Source organism: Desulfurella amilsii, assembly GCF_002119425.1.
GTDB lineage: Bacteria > Campylobacterota_A > Desulfurellia > Desulfurellales > Desulfurellaceae > Desulfurella > Desulfurella amilsii.
The window spans coordinates 48,728-65,579 of record NZ_MDSU01000020.1; the positions used below are offsets into that span (position 1 = coordinate 48,728).

A 16,852-nucleotide genomic window follows, 5' to 3' on the forward strand; every position below is an offset into this window, starting at 1 on the left:
GAAGTTTTCATTACTTTATAGCAAGTGGTAGAAATGTTGACACTTGGTGCGCTTGTATTGTGTGGGGGCAAATCTCAAAGAATTGGACAAAATAAGGCTTACTTGCTAAAAAACAACGAACCGTTTATAAGCATAATTGTTAACAGATTATTAGAAGTTTTTGAAGAAGTAATTATATCTGTTGACGAAAGTAAAAAATATACACAAATTATAAATAACAGGCTAAAAGTCGTAGAAGATAAAAAAGGCTATTTTGGGCCTATTGAGGGTTTGAAACAGGGTTTGAAACAAACGCTAAAAGATTACTTATTCGTGTGTGGGTGTGATATGCCGAATATTTCAAAAGAGTGTATAGAGGAGTTGGCTAGTTATGTTGATGGCTCATATGAGTGTGTATTGCCTTTAATCAAAAAACCTCAAGTGTTGCATGGTTTTTACAGTAAATCTTTATACGCTAAAATCGAAGCGGGCAATTATTTTAGCATAAAAGGACTTCTTAATGATTCTAAAGTTAAGTATATATCAAAATTCAATTGTAATATAGAGGAATCGGTTGTAAATATAAATACAAAAGAAGATTACGCTAGTTTACTTGGAGGAACGAATGGATAAATTATTAAATGAAGAAGTTTTTGCAAATAGTCTTTTAGAGGAAGGTAAAAAGAAAGGTTACCTAACCTATGATGATATAAATAAACTTTTGCCAGATGAAATAAATATTGAAGAAATTGATGACCTAATGGACAAGTGTGACGACCTCAATATCGATATATTAGATAGCGAAGCTGATGTAAAAAAAACAACACCCATTGTTAAAGAGGAACTTTTAGAAGAAGACACAGAAATTAAAAGTGCCATAAAGATGTATTTTTCAGAGATGGGTACTATAGATTTACTAGACAGAGATGAAGAGGTTGAGCTTGCAAAAAAAATCATTGACGAAAAGAATGCATTGTTAGAAACACTTATCGAAGTACCTTTTTTTGGGTGGGCTTTGGATGATTTGATATACAATATAAGCAGCAACATAGTAAAGCTAAAAAACATATCAAATGCGCTTGATAGCTCTTTTGATGATGTTAAACAAGATGAAGAGGAAGATTTTACCACCAAGCAAAAATTTTTAATTGTTTTTTCTGAGATAAAAGACACGCTTTTCTTGTATAAAAAAGAAATAAAACCAGAATATAAAGAAAAAATTCTTCACAACCTTATTGAAATTTCCCTAAATGATACTTGCATTGGAAACATGATAGAAAACTTCAAGCAAAAAGCTTATGAAATGGAGCCGGGTTTAGAGAAGGATCGGGTATTTGATCTAATAAACAATCTTGGGAAGAGCAAACTTTTAATAGAAACCGCAAAACAAAGAATGATTAAGGCAAACCTAAGGCTTGTCGTTTCAATTGCTAAAAAGTATTTAAGCAGGGGTTTGTCGTTTTTAGACCTTATTCAAGAAGGCAATATAGGTCTTATGAAGGCCGTTGATAAGTTTGATTATAAAAGGGGCTTTAAATTTTCTACATACGCTACGTGGTGGATTAGACAATCTATATCTCGTGCCATTGCAGACCAAGCGCGAACGATTCGCATACCCGTACATATGATAGAAACCATTAATAAAATTGTTAGAACATCTAAACTATTAGTGCAAGAAAACGGCAAAGAACCTAGTGTACAAGAGTTATCGGAAAGCCTTAATGTACCAATTGAAAAAATTAAAAATATTTTAAAAATAGTAAAAGAACCCATATCGCTAGAAACGCCTATTGGTGATGAAGAAGATACAAGATTAGAGGATTTTATAGAAGACAAAAATGCTGCCTCCCCTCTTGATACAGTAATTGAATCTGATCTTTCAGAAAAGATAGAAACGGTTTTATCCACTTTAAGCGAAAGAGAACAAAAGGTACTGCGCATGAGGTTTGGCATATCTACGGGTTTTGACCATACACTTGAAGAGGTAGGCAGGGTGCTTGGCGTAACAAGAGAGCGCGTAAGACAAATTGAAGCAAAAGCCATTAAAAAATTGAGACACCCAAAGCGTTCTAAAGCGCTAGTGAGCTTTATTGAATGAGGTTAAATAGGTATTTAGCAGCCTGTGGTTTGGGTTCAAGGCGAAAAGTTGAGCAATTCATTAAAGACGGGTTTATCAGCGTCGATGGTAAGCCAGTAAAAGATTTTATAGATATTGATTCAGACAAGGCGAGCGTTTTGTACAAAGGTAAATTGATTAGACCCCAAAATAAATTATACCTTGCTTTTTATAAACCTCCTTTTGTAATATCAAGTGTAAGTGATAGCGCGCACCGATGTATTGGAGATTTTTTTAATCAATTAGATGTAAGGGTTTTCCCTGTTGGGAGGCTCGACTATCTATCTGAAGGTTTGATATTTGTTACCAATGATGGATCATTTGCAAATAAAATTGCGCACCCCTCTAAAAAGGTAAAAAAAATTTACCTAATTAAAACAAAAAAGCAGCTCGAAAACGCTTTGCTAGAAAAACTTTCGAAAGGCACTATGCTTGAAGATGGCTTTTTTAAGCCCTTATTTATATCATTTACAGAAAATAGGTTGTGGATAAAACTTTCAATGGATTCAGGCAGAAATAGGGTTGTTAGAAGATTTTTTAAGAAATTTGACATTGGTATAGATATGCTCAAAAGAATATCGATTGGAGGTGTAAAATTGGGCAATTTAGCACCAGGCGAGTATAGGTTTTTAGAAAAAAATGAAATATTACAATTGACACAAGACAAGCTATAGTATAAAATTGCCCGCGAATTGTAACTTTCCAATAAGGAGGTTTTTGGTGTATGACTAATTGGTTGATTGCGTTTGTCGCATTATTGCTGCTATTTTTAATTTTTGCAGGTATGGTTATAGCCGCAAGATACCTTGCGCCACATGAGTATGATAAAGAAAAGTACGATTTGTATGAGTGCGGTGCGCCTATGGTGAACGAATTTAGGTATTTCAATGTTCGTTTTTACATCATCGCTATTATGTTCACACTGTTTGATATAGAAGCAATATTTATGTATCCATGGGCTGTGTATTTTAAAGAGCTGGGTATTTTGGGTGTTATTGAGATGGGTTTGTTTATTATAATGGTATTTGTTGGTTGGATTTATGCGTATAAAAAAGGAGCGCTTGTATGGGAATAGAAAATGCCTGGATTACCACAAAATTAGACAAGCTTGTTAGTTGGGGTAGGTATTCATCTTTTTGGCCTGTTACGTTTGGTTTGGCATGTTGCGCTATAGAGATGATGGCAACAGGTGCCTCAAGGTTTGACTTAGATAGGTTTGGCGTAGTTTTTAGAGCATCTCCAAGGCATTCTGATGTTATGATTGTTGCAGGTACGCTAACTAAAAAAATGGCAATAGCCGCACGTAAAGTCTACGATCAGATGCCAAGACCTAAATGGGTTATATCAATGGGCAGCTGTGCAAACACTGGTGGAATGTTCGACTCATACAGTGTTGTGCAAGGCGTTGATACAATAATTCCTGTGGATGTCTATGTGCCAGGATGCCCACCAAGGCCGGAAAGTTTGCTATACGGTATAATGAAATTGCAGGAAAAAATTAAGAAAGAAGGTTCGATGAATACATAAAACAAGGAGTTAGCAATGGATAGTCAAAGCGTTGTAGAATTGGTCAAGGCTAAGTTTGGTGAGGGTGTTTTAGAAGCAAGTGAGTTTAGAGGTGAGTATAGCTTGCTTGTTTCTAGTGATATTGCACATGATTGTTTAAAATACTTGCACGATGAGCTAAGTTTTGAATATTTAGTGATTGTTACAGCTATAGATTTTGGTGTAAAAGCTGAGCACCGTTTTCAGGTGGTCTATCAGCTTAGATCGCTTCTTCATAAACTTCAAATGCGCATTAAAACCAATATCAAAGAAAATCAAGAGCTAGAAAGTGTCGTGGATATATATAAATCAGCTACATGGGACGAGAGAGAGACCTACGATATGTTTGGGATAGTTTTTATTAACCATCCAGACTTAAGAAGGATTTTAATGCCACAGGATTGGACAGGTTATCCATTAAGAAAAGATTATCCGCTAAAAGGAAGGCCAGAAGATGATGCTTGGTTAGATAAACACTTGCCACTTGGTCAGCTAAAAAGGCCAAGGCACACAAGAAAGCCTTTTAGCTTAATCCAAAAATAGGAGAATGGAGCATGAATAAAACTTATGTTGCTGAAAATGAAAGGGAAGTTACAGTAAATATGGGTCCACAGCATCCCTCTACACATGGTGTTTTGAGGTTTGTTGTAAAGCTTGATGGTGAGAGAATTATTGAATCTGACCCAGATGTAGGATATTTGCATCGTGGTTTTGAAAAATTTGCCGAAAATATGACATATCAACAATTTATGCCCTTTACAGATAGGCTTGATTATCTAGCTTCAATGAACAATAACTTTGCTTACGCGATGGCTATAGAAAAACTGCTTGGTATTAGCAAAGATATACCAGAGCGCTCAGAGTACATTCGCGTTATTATGGCTGAGCTTGGCAGGATTGCCTCCCATTTAGTTTGGCTTGCAACTCATGCTTTAGATATTGGTGCTATGACAGTATTTCTTTATTGCTTTAGAGAAAGAGAATATATTATCGATATGTATGAAATGGCTTGCGGTAACAGGCTTACTTACAATTACATAAGAATTGGTGGCGTCGCACGCGATTTACCAGATGGCTTTATGGAGAAATTAAAAGAATTTGTTAAGCTTTTCCCTTCAAAAGTAAAAGAATATCATACATTATTGTCCAAAAACAGAATTTGGCTTAAAAGAACTAAGGGCATTGGGTATATTTCTAAAGAAGATGCTATCAATTGGGGTATTGCAGGTCCTTGCACAAGAGGTTCTGGTATTGATTGGGATCTAAGGCGTGATATGCCATATTCGGTTTATCCTGAACTGGATTTTAAGGTACCGGTTTACCACAATTGTGATGTGTATGATCGCTACCTTGTGCGCATGGACGAGATGATCCAGTCTAATAGGATTTTAGAGCAATGTATAGAAAAAATCCCAGATGGACCTGTAATGATGAAGGACAATCCTTGTGTTTGGGATCCAAAAGAAGATACAATGAAGAAAAATTATGCACTAATGAAGCATTTTGTAAAAGTTATACAAGGTATAAAAGCGCCAGTTGGAGAAACTTACTTTGGTGCTGAAAACCCAAAAGGCGAGCTAGGTTTTTACATTTACTCAAACGGCGAAGGCGTGCCATATAGAATGAAAATTCGCTCTCCGTCATTTATAAACCTAAGCGCTATGCCAGTTATGCTAAAAGGGCATTATATTGCGGATATTATATCGGTAATCGGCAGTTTAGATTTTGTTTTTGGCGAATGTGATAGGTAGAGGTGCATTATGAGTAAAAAAATTAAGATTAAAATAGATGGTAGAGAGTTTGAAGTAGACAACGAATTGAGCATCTTGCAGGCAGCAAGAGAAAATGGAATATATATTCCAGCTATTTGTTATTCTGACAGGTTTGGTGCGGTTGGTGCTTGTAGAATTTGTGCTGTTGAAATTGCTGGCATGAAAAAACCCATGCTATCGTGTGCAGGAAAGGTAAAAGAGGGCATGGAAGTTACCACAAATTCTCCTGCTTTAGATACACTAAGAAAAGAAATAATCTACGAGTGGGATACCTTCCATCCATTGCAATGCGGAGTTTGCGATAAAAGTGGTGAGTGCGATCTTCAAAATATAAACTACGAGTTTAATATTAGCGAAAACCCAAAAGAAGCCCAAACCGATCCTTTAACAATACCCCAGGGCACCATACACTACGAGTGGAAAATCATACACCACGATGCAAATTTGTGCATACAGTGCAGAAGGTGCGTCGCAGTTTGCGATAAAGTGGTGAATTTTGGTATTTTGGCTTTGGTAAAAAAAGATGGAGATAGAAAAGAAATAGATACAAAAGATGGGAAACCACTTGATTGCGAGTTTTGTGGTCAGTGTGTAAGCGTTTGCCCAACGGGCGCTATGTCTAGTAAGTTATTCAAATACAAAGCTCGAGCCTGGGAAATGGAAAAAATCCCTACTACTTGCGGTTTTTGTTCATCTGGCTGTCAGATGGATTTAAATGTTAAAAACAACGAGATACTCAGGGTAACAAGCGAAGAATCTACGCCAAATATGGCAAACTTGTGTAATTTGGGCAGATTTAACTATTCTGTAAGTAAATCCGATAGACTAATCAAAGAGTATTCAATAGACTCAAAAACGCTCAATCAAGAGTCTATGATTTTAGAGTTATCTCAAATTTTGAAAAATACGCCAAAAGAGAAGGTTTTTGGCATAAGTGGCGCCAGAGAAACGCAAGAAGATAGCCGTGCATTTAAAATGTTTTTTAACAATACGTTATCAAATAACAATATAGACAGCCTCTCATCCACACATATTGCAAAACTATACAAATATTTGCCACAAAGTGTAAATGATTTTCATGATTTTTCGGAGATTTCTGAGAGTGACCTAATAATCTGTTTTGGTGGAGATATTGCAAATGAGATGCCTCGCATAGACTGGGCAATAACAAGAGGCGTAAAATTACTTAAAACCTCAAAGGTAGTAAGTGTATACTGGAAGGATACAAAAATTGATACGCTTGGATCTATACCTCTTAGGTATGAGCCTGGCAAAGAATTGGATTTCTTAGCATCTTTTACTTATGCGTTGAAATCAGAAGGTTTTGGTGCTGGGCTAGATGGCCTTGAGAGTCTAAAAGAATCGGATTTTGATGTTTCAAGCATAATTGAAGAGGTAAAAAAAGCCTCCAAGATAGCTTTTGTTGTGTGCCAAGAGGCTCTTGAGCGTGACTTTGGAGAAGAAATTGCAAAAGCTGTATCAAATGTTGCGCTTTTGCTAAAAGATAAAATTAAAGTTTACGCTTCAAGCAAGTATAATAATGCCTTTGGAACTTTATATAACGGTTATGGTTTATCAAGTGATTTTAGCGTTGATAAACTTCTCGAATTTGCAAAGGCTGGCAAAATTGAAACACTCTTGCTTTTAAACGTTGACTTGTACAGCTTTTTAAGTGATGATGATGCTAAAATTGTAAGAGATAATGTAAAAAATATCGTGTTGTTTGATACCTTTGAAAGTAAAACCTCTTTAGCTGCAAATGTAATAATTCCTGTACCTTTCTTTACAAGTCAAAACGGTACCTTTGTTAATGCAGAAGGAAGAGTTAATAATGTAAACAAAACTGTTCTCAGCGAGGTAGCATCAGCATGGGAGTTTTTGTTTAAGCTATCAACAAACCTGGGTTACAATTTATCGAGTGCAAAGTTGCAAATAAAAGACAAAAAAATTAAACTAAAGGGCCCAGCTGACAAAATTTATTCAGTAAATACTAATACAAGCATAAAAGGCAGTGGTGAGTTTAGATTTTTGGCAAACTACTCTAAATTTAGAACATCTATTTACTCAGGTTATGGTGAAGGTGCAAAATTAGCACAAAGTCAATCGTTATTGCACATAAATAAAGAAGATGCAGATAGCCTTGGGTTGAAGGACGATGATTTTGCAAAAGTGTCGGTTGATAATGCGTTTGTGACACTACCTGTCAAAGTAGATGAAAAGATGCCAAAATCTCTGATAAGCGGGCAATTATGGTTTGAAAATGCAAATCTATACAATATCACGGGTAGTTTCAATAACTTAGCGCGGGTCGGTTTAACAAAAAGCGAAAAGGGGGCTTAAAATGATTGAAGTAATAATAGGTATTGTTAAATTACTTGTTTTGGTAGCAGTTTTAAGTGTATATGTTATGTATGCTACATGGTATGAAAGGAAAGTTATAGGCCATATGCAACAGCGCATTGGGCCAAAAAGAGTTGGTCCTTATGGTTTGTTACAACCTTTGGCAGACACTGTCAAGAGTTTTTTTAAAGAAGATATTATACCAACAAGGGCAGATAAGCCACTATTTTGGTTAGCACCAATTTTAGCCCCCACCTTTCCTTTTGCTGCCGCAGCCGCTATACCGTTTTTCCCGCCTATTGAGCTTTCAAATGGCACAACATTTTATTTTAGCGTATTTCATTCAAATGTAGACTTGTTGTACATTTTGGCAATGATGGGTTTGTCTAGTTTTGGTGTAATGCTTGCTGGTATTTCATCTGGGGGTAATAAGTACTCTTTTATAGGCGCAGAGCGTGAGATAGCTCAGGTGGTAAGCTATGAGATAATACTTGCACTTGCCTTACTAAACCCAATACTTATGGTTCAATCACTTAATTTGACGGATTTTGTGGCCTTTCAGCAGCAGCACTTGTGGTTGATTTTCTACCAGCCTTTTGCATTCGTGGCTTTTGTGATAGCCATGGTAGCTTCTGCTTCAAGGGTACCTTTTGACTTGCCAGAAGCAGAAAACGAGCTTGTTGCCGGCTTCAATACAGAGTTTAGCGGACTTAAGATGGCTATGTTCTTTTTTGGCCAGTATGTAACAATATTTGTAGTATCAGCCCTAGCAGCCATTATATTTTTGGGTGGATGGAGCGGTCCAGCCATATTGCCGGGATTTGTTTGGTATTGGCTTAAAGTATTGTTATTTATATTTATGTTTACATGGTTTTGGGGAACATTTCCTCGTTATAGGTACGATCAGTTAATGGATATAGCCTGGAAAAAACTACTGCCTCTGTTAGTGTTAAATATTTTGTGGACAGGTTTTGCACTGATTGTGCACATGCCTATAATTTAGGGAGGTTGGTATGTTGTTTAATGATTTAAGAAAAGGTTTAAGCGTTACGCTCAAGTATCTTTTTACGCACGCAGTAACATGCCAGTATCCCACGCAAAGGCTTAATGTGCCAGAGCGAGGTAGATGGCTTCATGCTCTTAATTTGCACGAAGAGAGCCAAAAAATTAAGTGTATAGACTGTGGGCTTTGCGAAGAAGTGTGCCCATCTAAATGCATAGAGATTATACCCACAGAGAATAAAGACCATACGAAAAGTCCTGCTATTTACAATATAGATTTAGGAAGATGTTGCTTTTGTGGGCTTTGTGTTGAGGTTTGTCCTGAGCTTGCAATCAGCATGAGTGATAAGTACGAACTTGCAGGCTATGACAGGGAAAAATTTATTTTTACCAAAGAAGACCTGATAAAAGTTGGCTTAGAATATAACAATAATAAATTGCAAAAAAAAGAAGGTGAGCTATGAGTGTGGAAATAGTGGTTTTCGCAATTTTAGCAATTTTCGCAGTTGGTGGTGGTTTTGGTATAATTGTAACAAAAAATCCATTTAGAGCTGCGATGTGGATGGTATTATCGTTTATTGGTTCAGCTGGTATTTTTGTAATGCTGGATGCGGTTTTTATTGCAATGCTTCAATTGATTGTCTATGCTGGTGCCATTACGGTAATGGTTGTAATAGCAATGTACACTATGGATAGGTTAACTATTGCTAGCTTAAAAAGATTCAACAATCAGGCTTACTTTGGAGCATTGTTTGGTCTTGGCATATTGCTTGATTTTATTGTTATAGCGTCTAAACTTAAGATAAATACGGTATATATGGGCAAAAATCTATCAATTGCAGGCAGCAATGTAAAAGCTATAGGTGATGTACTGTTTAAATCGTATTTGTTGCCTTTTGAGATAACTGCAATTGTGCTGTTGATTGCGTTATTTGGCGCAGTTGCACTTACTAAAAAGGATCTTTAGGAGGCAAAATGTTAGCTGCGTATATGTTTGTTAGTGTATTGCTCTTTGCAATAGGCGCCACAGGGGCAATGATTAGAAGGAATTTTTTGATAGTTTTAATGTCGCTTGAGCTTATGATAAATGGCGCTGGTATGGCGCTAATTGTGATGTCATACTACATAGGCAATGTTTCGGGTCAGGTTATGTTTTTGTTTGTTGCAGCAGTTGCAGCAAGTGAAACGGCTGTGGGTTTAGCTATAGTGGCTATGATGTATAAAAACAAGAAAAGTGTAGATATAAACGATTTTACTACACTTAGAAAGTAAAAGGGGAAAGATATGAAAACATTGGTATTACTAATTATTATCTGGCCTCTAATTGGTTTTTTAATCAATGGTCTATTTGGCAAATGGACCAAACACTATGCAGGAGTTATTGCCGCAAGCGCTTTGGGCTTGAGTTTTTTAAGTGCCGTTTACCCTATATGGCAAGTAATTTTAGGCAACATTTACGATTATGTGTACTTTATATGGATGCCATTTGGCAAAATTAATATCCCTTTTGGCTTAAGGATAGATTCACTCTCTACTGTAATGCTGTTTGTCGTTACATTTGTTTCATGGATGATTCATATTTATTCAAACGGATATATGAAAGGCGATCCAGGGTATGCTAGGTATTTCACGTACCTTAATTTATTTGTGTTTTCAATGCTTCTTCTGATTTTAGGGGACAACTACCTCCTGATGTTTGTTGGTTGGGAAGGCGTAGGTTTATGCTCATACTTGCTAATTGGCTTTTGGTATGATAAAAAAACAGCCTCAGATGCTGGAGAAAAAGCTTTTGTTGTAAACAGAATAGGTGATGCGGGTTTTATTATTGGTGTTTTATTTATCTTGTTTAATTTTCATTCTGTAACATACGCTGATGTATTTCCATTTGTCCATCAAGTATTGACACCAGAAACTGCAACAATTATTGGACTTGCTTTATTTTTGGGTGCAATGGGTAAATCCGCACAATTTCCCTTATATATTTGGTTAACGGACGCTATGGAAGGCCCAACGCCCGTTTCAAGCTTGATACATGCAGCAACAATGGTTACCGCTGGTGTATATATGGTTGCAAGATCAAACGCAATTTACGATATGAGCCCTATTGCAATGGAAGTTGTAGCATCAGTAGGCGCATTTACTGCTTTTTATGCTGCAACGATGGCGCTTACACACAAAGACATAAAACGCATATTGGCATACTCAACTCTTTCTCAGCTGGGGTATATGTTTATAGGCGTTGGCGTTGGCGTTTATTGGGCTGGTATATTCCACTTAATGACGCACGCATTTTTTAAAGGCTTACTCTTTTTGGGTGCAGGTGCTGTAATGCACTCTATGAGGGGTTTACTTTCTACTGATTTAATGGGTGGACTTAGAAAGAAGATGCCCCAAACAGCAGTTTTGATGGTTATAGCCTCTTTGGCAATATCAGGTATTCCGCCGTTCGCTGGTTTTTTTAGCAAAGATGCAATTTTAGCTGGCGCACTGGATATGGGGCACCCCATTATATGGATAGTAGGCGAGATTACTGCATTTATGACAGCATTTTACATGTTTAGGTTTGTATTTAGCGTGTTTTATGGTGAAGAAAAAGTGCCGAATCTATACCACGAGCTCCATACACATGAAGCACCAAGAGTAATGATAATTCCTATGTGGGTTTTGGGTATTTTATCAATCATTGGTGGTTGGGTAGGCTTGCACATAAGTGGTGAAATACCAATTGAAGCCTTCATTGCACGCACTGCACCAACATTGGAGGTAGCTAACCAAGCCCACTACTCAGAAGCTTTACTAATGGGTATATCTGCTTGTATGGGTTTGATTGGTATCTTTACAGCGTGGGTGATATATATCAAAAAGTGGATTACGGCCGATACGATCGCCAATACATTTAAACCTGTATATACATTGCTTGCCAACACCTACTATGCTGACGAGTTTGTGTATTTTTTCATAGTAAAGCCATTTTGGTGGGTATCTGAGTATTTCTTATGGAAAATTGTAGATGTCAAAATTATAGATTCGGGTGTGGATTTATTCGGGTGGATATCAAAAAGAATTGGATGGCTGTTTAGGACACTACAGACAGGCTTTGTAAGCCATTATGCTTATTGGATATCAATTGGCGTAATGTTGCTTACCAGCTGGTATTTAATTAGGATTATATAAGGCGAGGTGAAAAATGAATCAACTGCATTTTCCAATTCTTTCAACTATTGTGTTTATACCAATAATTGGTGCAATACTGGTTTCATTAATTGATAGCAAAAAAGAAGGCGCTATAAGGTGGGTGACATTTATTGTATTATTGCTTGACTTTATAGTGTCTTTGCCGCTATTTTTCTACTTTAATTCTTCAACTTATCAGATGCAATTTGTTGAAAAAGTACCATGGATTAGTTCTTTAGGTATGAATTATTACCTTGGTATAGATGGTATAAGCTTGTTTTTGGTTCTGCTTACAACATTTTTATCGCCAATTGCGCAGCTTTCTACATGGAGTGGCATAACTCAAAAAACAAAAGAGTTTAATATAGTTTTATTGCTTTTACAAACGGGTATGCTGGGCGTTTTTGTATCTTTGGATATATTTTTGTTCTATGTATTTTGGGAGTTTCAGCTTATCCCTATGTACTTGATGATTGGTATTTGGGGTGGACCGAATAGGGTATTTGCCACAATGAAATTCTTCCTTTACACATTCTTTGGTAGCGTATTTATGCTTGTGGCACTTATGGCCCTATACTTCTTGCATCATACATATTACCACGAATATACATTTAATATGGTAACTTTAATGTCACAACCACTACCGGTAAATTTACAATTTTGGCTATTTATAGCTTTTGCTTTGGCTTTTGCAATCAAAGTGCCCATGTGGCCATTCCATACATGGCTTCCTTGGGCACACGTTGAAGCGCCCACTGCAGGCTCTGTCATACTTGCTGGTATTTTATTGAAAATGGGCACATACGGCTTTTTGAGGTTTAACCTGCCTATGTTTGCTTCTATGACGCATCAGTTTGTTGATATAATTTTGATAATTTCACTTATTGGTATATTCTACGGTGCATTTGTTGCTATGGTTCAGCCAGATATCAAAAAGCTTGTTGCATATTCATCCGTGTCTCACTTGGGATACTCAATGCTTGGCATGTTTGCTCTAACTACAATAGGCATAGAAGGCTCTTTAATGCAAATGATAAATCACGGTATATCGACAGGCGCGCTCTTCTTGATCGTAGGCATTGTGTATGAGAGAATGCATACGAGGCTCATCTCAGAATACGGCGGGCTTGCATCACTTGTGCCGATATTTAGCGTATTTTTTATGATATTTACGCTTTCTTCCATTGCCGTACCTGGCACAAATGGCTTTATAGGCGAGTTTATGGTGTTATTTGGTACGTTTGAGTCGCATAAAGTATTTGCAATCATAGCTGCTTTTGGTGGATTGTTTGCAGCTGTTTATATGCTCACTATGTTTAAGCGTGTTGTATTCTTAAAACCACTAAACCCAAAACTTTTGAGTTTAACAGACTTTAATATAAGAGAGTGGATTTATATGGTGCCGCTTGTAGTGTTTGTATTTTGGATTGGTATTTACCCAAATACATTTTTATCCAAGATGCATGCAAGTGTAAACCATTTGGTAGAGCAGACAAAAGTTACAAATGTAAATCCAAGTTTAAACGGTAAGGTTTCTTTTGATAATAAAGTAATTATTAAAAAAGCGCTTAATTAAGGGGTAGTGTATGAATTTTTTAGCCTATTACAGCGTAAATGATTTGATAGCCATAGCTCCTCAGCTAATTTTGACGATTTTTGGGTTTATTGTGACGCTTGTAGATTTGTGGCTGCCAAAAACAGAAAAAAGCGCCAATGCATTTATAGCGCTAATGGGATTTATTTTGGCTGGTATTGCAAGTGTCATGATGTTTGACACAGGTAGCACAAGTGCATTTGTTGGCATGGTTATTACAGATAATGCTTCACTTTTTATTGATCTTGTAATAATTATTGCTGGTATATTAGCCATTGCAATGAGTGTTAATTTTGTTGACAGAGAAGACATAAACATTGGGGAGTATTACTCTATTATACTGTTTTCAAGCGTTGCAATGATGTTTTTTGCATCTACCTACAACCTCATTGTAATGTTTATTAGCGTTGAGACACTCTCGATTGGTATGTATATTTTGACAGGCTTTCTAAAAAATAAATCAGAAAGTATAGAAGCTGCAATGAAGTACTTTATATTGGGCTCTTTTGCATCTGGTTTTTTGGTGCTTGGTATTGGTATAATGTATGGCTTGTTTGGTAGCGTGGATTTAAATATAATAAGTTTAGACCTTGCAAAAGCGGCAGCCATATATAAAGCCTTAGGTATTCTAGCATTTATGTTGATCTTTATAGCTTTTGGTTTCAAAATAGCTGCATTTCCATTTCACGCATGGACACCCGATGTATACGCAGGCGCACCCACACCTATGAGCGCATTTATGTCTGTTGCACCAAAAGCTGCTGCAATTTTGGCGCTGATGAGACTTTTGGTTGTAGGCATGCACCCAATCCAAATTGAGTGGACGCAAATGTTATGGATTATCGCAGCTGCTACTATGACGTTTGGTAACACAGTAGCTTTGTGGCAAAAGGATTTAAAAAGGCTTCTTGGTTACTCAAGTATCTCCCATGCAGGCTATATGCTTGTAGGTATTACTGCGGCAAGCAGCTTAGGATACGGTGCAGTGCTATTTTATCTTTTTGGGTACGTATTTATGAATTTAGGTGCATTTTCCGTAGCAGAATACATTAGCAAAAAAGGCGATTGCAATACAGAAATTGCAAATCTAAAAGGCATAGCATACAAGCACCCATTAATTGGCGTTGCTATGCTAATTTTTATGTTTTCACTTGCTGGCGTGCCACCTACTGTGGGCTTTATAGGAAAGTACTATCTATTTTCTGCAGCCGTTCAGTCGCATTTATACTGGCTTGCAATAATTGGCGTAATAAATAGTGCAATTTCTGCATACTTTTATTTGAATGTAGTTGTAACTATGTATATGAAAGGCGACGCAGAAGGCGAATTCAGCGTACTTAATTCTGGGTTACTAAAAACCACAATACTAATTGGTGCTGTGGGCACAATAATATTTGGATTATTTCCAAGCTACATTTTGTCAATTGCGCTTCATTCAATAGCATTTTAAGAAATTTTTGGCGAGCTCTTTTTTACAAAAGACTCGCCTTTATTATTCTAAATCAGGTAAAGAAACTTTGAGCTAATAATTTATTAAGACGTGCCCATTTATTAAGTCAGAGATTTTCCGTTTTCTTATTTTAATAAACTTTCTCTTTTTCTATAAAAATGCTTTTTTGAGCTTGAGCAAAAAAATCTTGATAAAGTTTGGGGTCTTCTATTTGTTTTACGCTTGTAATACCACCTTTTGTATTAACAACTTTTTGCATGAAGTTAGCTCTAACCTTTGTTTGCTTTCCAAAATTATCAACACTAATGTTACCCTCTATGATTGTTGCAACATCATAGCCGTATTTCACACCATACCAAAACTCTGCAACTTTATTAATTGTCTGAAATGTTCTTTCTGCTGTTATTAAACCCATATCAGTATTAAAGGAAAAAAGGGGACAGGCTACTTTTATAGGTAAAAAATGGCAAGCAAGAATCAAAAAAGTATTTGGCTTGGAATCAACCATAAAGCGAAATGGAAGACCAAAAAAGAAATAGAAGATAGAATAAAGTAGCCTGTCCCCTTTTTCCTTTTCAATATGTATGCAAAATATCCCTATCCTCTAAAGACTTTTTAAAATTCACTAAAAAACATCTCCAACCCCTTGACAAACTAATAGTTTTAGAATATATTACACAACTGTCGCTTATGACAAGTTCTTTGAAAAATTCCAGATGAAGAGCAAATAAACAACTTTTAGTTTTTTACTGAGAGTTTGATCCTGGCTCAGAATGAACGCTGGCGGCGTGCTTAACACATGCAAGTCGTACGTGAAAGAAGGGCAACCTTCAAGTAAAGTGGCGCACGGGTGAGTAACACGTGGATAACCTGCCCCAAAGTCTGGGATAACGCGCCGAAAGGTGCGCTAATACCGGGTACCTTTATGCCTCACAAGAGGTATAAAGAAAGGAGGCCTCTGCTTGCAAGCTTCTGCTTTGGGATGGATCCGCGGCCTATCAGGTAGTTGGTAGGGTAATGGCCTACCAAGCCTACGACGGGTAGCTGGTCTGAGAGGACGATCAGCCACATTGGGACTGAGACACGGCCCAGACTCCTACGGGAGGCAGCAGTGGGGAATATTGGGCAATGGGAGAAATCCTGACCCAGCAACGCCGCGTGGAGGATTAAGGCCTTCGGGTTGTAAACTCCTGTCAGCAGGGAAAAAGGTTATAAGAGCTAATACCTTTTATAGCTTGATGGTACCTGCAGAGGAAGCACCGGCTAACTACGTGCCAGCAGCCGCGGTAATACGTAGGGTGCAAGCGTTATTCGGAATCACTGGGCGTAAAGGGCGCGCAGGCGGTCTTGTAAGTCTAAAGTGAAATCCTTGGGCTTAACCCATGGGCTGCTTTAGATACTGCAAAACTCGAGTTCGGGAAAAGCAAGCGGAATTCCTGGTGAAGGGGTGAAATCCGTAGATATCAGGAAGAACACCAGTGGCGAAAGCGGCTTGCTAGAACGCAACTGACGCTTAGGCGCGAAAGCGTGGGGAGCAAACAGGATTAGATACCCTGGTAGTCCACGCCCTAAACGATGGATGTTAGGCGTTGGGAAGTACACTTCTCAGTGCCGTAAGCTAACGCGTTAAACATCCCGCCTGGGGAGTACGGTCGCAAGATTAAAACTCAAAGGAATTGACGGGGGCCCGCACAAGCGGTGGAGCATGTGGTTTAATTCGAAGGTACACGAAGAACCTTACCTGGGTTTGACATGCTAGTAGTAGGAGCTCGAAAGGGTAACGATTCTTGTCTTCGGGCAAGAAAGCTAGCACAGGTGCTGCATGGCTGTCGTCAGCTCGTGTCGTGAGATGTTGGGTTAAGTCCCGCAACGAGCGCAAC

The 16,852-nt window shown here is 37.6% G+C and carries 16 protein-coding genes and 1 rRNA gene; 16 read left to right on the forward strand and 1 reads right to left on the reverse strand.

The annotated features are described in order from the left end of the window. Positions 1-33: 33 nt before the first annotated feature. Genes mobA through DESAMIL20_RS10375 form a run of 15 tightly spaced genes read left to right on the forward strand, consistent with a single transcriptional unit; the run spans position 34 to position 14,972 of the window. Positions 34-612 (forward strand): molybdenum cofactor guanylyltransferase, encoded by a 579-nt coding sequence (gene mobA, locus DESAMIL20_RS10305; protein WP_086034799.1) that lies wholly within the window; start codon positions 34-36, stop codon positions 610-612. Then, positions 605-2,077 (forward strand): RNA polymerase sigma factor RpoD, encoded by a 1,473-nt coding sequence (rpoD, locus tag DESAMIL20_RS10835; RefSeq protein WP_086034800.1) that lies wholly within the window; start codon positions 605-607, stop codon positions 2,075-2,077. The genes mobA and rpoD overlap by 8 nt, the downstream gene beginning before the upstream one ends. Beyond that, positions 2,074-2,769, forward strand: coding sequence for a pseudouridine synthase (locus tag DESAMIL20_RS10315; protein WP_086034812.1), 696 nt, complete (start codon positions 2,074-2,076; stop codon positions 2,767-2,769). Before rpoD ends, DESAMIL20_RS10315 begins: the two co-directional genes overlap by 4 nt. Before the next feature lie 50 nt (positions 2,770-2,819). Next, on the forward strand, positions 2,820-3,170 hold the full coding sequence (locus tag DESAMIL20_RS10320) for an NADH-quinone oxidoreductase subunit A (protein ID WP_086034801.1): 351 nt from the start codon (positions 2,820-2,822) through the stop codon (positions 3,168-3,170). After that, positions 3,161-3,622 (forward strand): NADH-quinone oxidoreductase subunit B, encoded by a 462-nt coding sequence (locus tag DESAMIL20_RS10325; RefSeq protein WP_025391348.1) that lies wholly within the window; start codon positions 3,161-3,163, stop codon positions 3,620-3,622. Before DESAMIL20_RS10320 ends, DESAMIL20_RS10325 begins: the two co-directional genes overlap by 10 nt. Before the next feature lie 15 nt (positions 3,623-3,637). Further along, entirely contained in the window at positions 3,638-4,183 is a 546-nt protein-coding gene (locus tag DESAMIL20_RS10330) for an NADH-quinone oxidoreductase subunit C (RefSeq protein ID WP_086034802.1), read from the forward strand. A gap of 11 nt (positions 4,184-4,194) precedes the next feature. After that, positions 4,195-5,391: an NADH dehydrogenase (quinone) subunit D gene (nuoD, locus tag DESAMIL20_RS10335; protein WP_086034803.1), complete on the forward strand. Its 1,197-nt coding sequence runs from the start codon at positions 4,195-4,197 to the stop codon at positions 5,389-5,391. 9 nt (positions 5,392-5,400) lie between these two features. Continuing rightward, the gene (locus DESAMIL20_RS10340) at positions 5,401-7,752 is read left to right on the forward strand and encodes a 2Fe-2S iron-sulfur cluster-binding protein (protein WP_086034804.1); all 2,352 of its coding nucleotides are present in this window, start codon (positions 5,401-5,403) and stop codon (positions 7,750-7,752) included. 1 nt (position 7,753) lies between these two features. Then, positions 7,754-8,755 (forward strand): NADH-quinone oxidoreductase subunit NuoH, encoded by a 1,002-nt coding sequence (nuoH, locus tag DESAMIL20_RS10345; RefSeq protein ID WP_204218613.1) that lies wholly within the window; start codon positions 7,754-7,756, stop codon positions 8,753-8,755. Positions 8,756-8,765: 10 nt separating this feature from the next. Then, positions 8,766-9,218: a NuoI/complex I 23 kDa subunit family protein gene (locus DESAMIL20_RS10350; protein ID WP_204218614.1), complete on the forward strand. Its 453-nt coding sequence runs from the start codon at positions 8,766-8,768 to the stop codon at positions 9,216-9,218. Next, positions 9,215-9,721: an NADH-quinone oxidoreductase subunit J family protein gene (locus tag DESAMIL20_RS10355; RefSeq protein ID WP_086034805.1), complete on the forward strand. Its 507-nt coding sequence runs from the start codon at positions 9,215-9,217 to the stop codon at positions 9,719-9,721. The genes DESAMIL20_RS10350 and DESAMIL20_RS10355 overlap by 4 nt, the downstream gene beginning before the upstream one ends. Positions 9,722-9,729: 8 nt before the next feature. After that, positions 9,730-10,026 (forward strand): NADH-quinone oxidoreductase subunit NuoK, encoded by a 297-nt coding sequence (gene nuoK, locus DESAMIL20_RS10360; protein ID WP_086034806.1) that lies wholly within the window; start codon positions 9,730-9,732, stop codon positions 10,024-10,026. 12 nt (positions 10,027-10,038) lie between these two features. Further along, entirely contained in the window at positions 10,039-11,928 is a 1,890-nt protein-coding gene (nuoL, locus tag DESAMIL20_RS10365) for an NADH-quinone oxidoreductase subunit L (protein WP_086034807.1), read from the forward strand. 13 nt (positions 11,929-11,941) lie between these two features. Further along, on the forward strand, positions 11,942-13,504 hold the full coding sequence (locus tag DESAMIL20_RS10370; protein ID WP_086034808.1) for a complex I subunit 4 family protein: 1,563 nt from the start codon (positions 11,942-11,944) through the stop codon (positions 13,502-13,504). A gap of 10 nt (positions 13,505-13,514) precedes the next feature. Beyond that, on the forward strand, positions 13,515-14,972 hold the full coding sequence (locus DESAMIL20_RS10375) for an NADH-quinone oxidoreductase subunit N (RefSeq protein WP_086034809.1): 1,458 nt from the start codon (positions 13,515-13,517) through the stop codon (positions 14,970-14,972). 130 nt (positions 14,973-15,102) lie between these two features. On the opposite strand, the gene DESAMIL20_RS10380 is transcribed toward DESAMIL20_RS10375, so the two are convergent. Then, positions 15,103-15,480, reverse strand: coding sequence for a hypothetical protein (locus tag DESAMIL20_RS10380; protein ID WP_086034810.1), 378 nt, complete (start codon positions 15,478-15,480; stop codon positions 15,103-15,105). 237 nt (positions 15,481-15,717) lie between these two features. On the opposite strand from DESAMIL20_RS10380, the gene DESAMIL20_RS10385 reads away from it, so the two are divergent. Continuing rightward, positions 15,718-16,852, forward strand: a 16S ribosomal RNA gene (locus tag DESAMIL20_RS10385); the annotation flags it as partial.